The sequence below is a fragment of the Clostridium sp. genome (assembly GCF_051656525.1).
Lineage (GTDB): Bacteria > Bacillota > Clostridia > Clostridiales > Clostridiaceae > Clostridium.
Genome location: NZ_JBOGCC010000242.1, coordinates 1 through 1,432, shown reverse-complemented (window position 1 = coordinate 1,432; position 1,432 = coordinate 1). Strand labels below are relative to the sequence as shown.

Genomic DNA, 1,432 nt, shown 5'->3' with positions numbered 1-1,432 from the left:
GAAGTAAATAATTAATAATTTAAACTGGAGGCATGCTATGTATAAAATTAGAAAAGAACAAGGACATATCAGAATTGATTTAATCACAAATAAAAAGGTTACAACAACTAAGGTGAAAATAATTAAAGACAATGTAATGACAAAAGAAAATTCTAAGATTGTATATTATTAGGAGGTGAAAGTTTGAACAAATTATTAATAGTAATATTAGCCAAGGCTGCTGCTGGTAAAGACACAATGGTAAACCAACTAGTACATGACTTAAATATTCATAGATGCATATCTTACACCACAAGAGACAAAAGAGAAGGTGAAACAGATGGTGTAGAATACTATTTCATATCAGATAAGGAATTTGATAAGTTAGATTCGCAAAATGAATTTATAGAGAAAACTTCATATTATATAGAGTCTGAAGATAGAACATACAGATATGGTTACACTAAGTCAGAATTAAATAAATCCGAAGTAGCTATAATCATTGCTAATCCTCATGGTTATAGAAGTCTACTGGAAACTGAATTCAAAGACAATATACTTTCTATACAAATTGTTCGCAATGATAGAGACAGGGGAATTTCTTATTTGAAAAGAGATGAAAATGCTACGCTTGACGAATTGACAGATAGACACAAGAGAGATAAAAGGGATTTTGAAGATTTGGTTACAGATAGAATTATCTACAATGATAATTACATAGAAAGTTATACAAAATTAGTAAACATAATCAAGGAGGAAATGGAATGTTTAAATTCTATACAATAAGTTGCTTATTATTCATTACAACATTCATATTAGCAGTATTAAGGAGTTATATCATAATTAAAAAATTCGATATAAATATTAAGAAGTCATCTAAAGTTGAGAAAATATACGCTTTCATTAGGTGGATTATACTATTCGCATTCCCAGTGTTAAACTTTATCGTCAGCCTATACTTCTTATTCATAGGATTGTTTGCAGAGGAAAAATTAATAGCTAAAGCATATAAGTCTGTAGAATAAATGATTTATAAATTGTCAATTAAAATGGAAGATACATATGTAAGAATGGGAACAGGTAGTCATAGATTTATAATGGATTTGTTAGATAACTACATAAGAATTAATAATATGTACAGCAAAAGTGAGGTTATATTTAAAATAGAAAGGGTGGAGTAATATGACTATAGATGATATTTTATTAGACTTAAAGCGTAAAATTAAAAGTGATATAACTAATGAAGAATTAGACAAATGTGTATTCATAGGTGAATGTTTAGTAAAACTTAAAGCATTTGAGAATATGTATGCAGATGATCTAAATAGACTTAATTCATATTATTCAGAATGTGAGAAGTCATTTGATTATACAAAAGAATTGTTGGGAGATGAGTAATTGATATTAGGTATAGATGTAAGTTTAGCAAGTAGTGGATATGGAGTGGTAGACA

Annotated in this window: 5 protein-coding genes; all 5 read left to right on the top strand. The window is 27.9% G+C overall.

Annotation, left to right across the window (positions count from 1 at the left end; translation table 11 throughout):
- Positions 1 to 37: 37 nt before the first annotated feature.
- The 5 genes from ACRDDY_RS12230 to ACRDDY_RS12210 are packed head-to-tail and all read left to right on the top strand — an operon-like array spanning position 38 to position 1,377.
- The gene (locus tag ACRDDY_RS12230) at positions 38 to 172 is read left to right on the top strand and encodes a hypothetical protein (RefSeq protein ID WP_438565228.1); all 135 of its coding nucleotides are present in this window, start codon (positions 38 to 40) and stop codon (positions 170 to 172) included.
- 11 nt (positions 173 to 183) lie between these two features.
- Complete coding sequence (locus tag ACRDDY_RS12225) at positions 184 to 765, top strand: hypothetical protein (RefSeq protein WP_438565227.1); 582 nt, start codon at positions 184 to 186, stop codon at positions 763 to 765.
- Positions 744 to 1,004 carry a hypothetical protein gene (locus tag ACRDDY_RS12220; protein WP_438565226.1) on the top strand — a complete coding sequence of 87 codons (261 nt, stop codon included), beginning with the start codon at positions 744 to 746 and terminating at the stop codon, positions 1,002 to 1,004. Before ACRDDY_RS12225 ends, ACRDDY_RS12220 begins: the two co-directional genes overlap by 22 nt.
- Positions 1,005 to 1,160 (top strand): hypothetical protein, encoded by a 156-nt coding sequence (locus ACRDDY_RS12215; RefSeq protein ID WP_438565225.1) that lies wholly within the window; start codon positions 1,005 to 1,007, stop codon positions 1,158 to 1,160.
- Position 1,161: 1 nt separating this feature from the next.
- Positions 1,162 to 1,377: a hypothetical protein gene (locus ACRDDY_RS12210; RefSeq protein ID WP_438565224.1), complete on the top strand. Its 216-nt coding sequence runs from the start codon at positions 1,162 to 1,164 to the stop codon at positions 1,375 to 1,377.
- The last annotated feature ends 55 nt before the right edge of the window (positions 1,378 to 1,432 follow it).

Excerpts from the sequence above, each read along its gene's own strand:
- ACRDDY_RS12220 (WP_438565226.1), top strand. The coding sequence starts at position 744 with ATGTTTAAATTCTATACAATAAGTTGCTTATTATTCATTACAACATTC.
- ACRDDY_RS12210 (WP_438565224.1), top strand. The coding sequence starts at position 1,162 with ATGACTATAGATGATATTTTATTAGACTTAAAGCGTAAAATTAAAAGT.
- ACRDDY_RS12215 (WP_438565225.1), top strand. The coding sequence starts at position 1,005 with ATGATTTATAAATTGTCAATTAAAATGGAAGATACATATGTAAGAATG.
- ACRDDY_RS12230 (WP_438565228.1), top strand. The coding sequence starts at position 38 with ATGTATAAAATTAGAAAAGAACAAGGACATATCAGAATTGATTTAATC.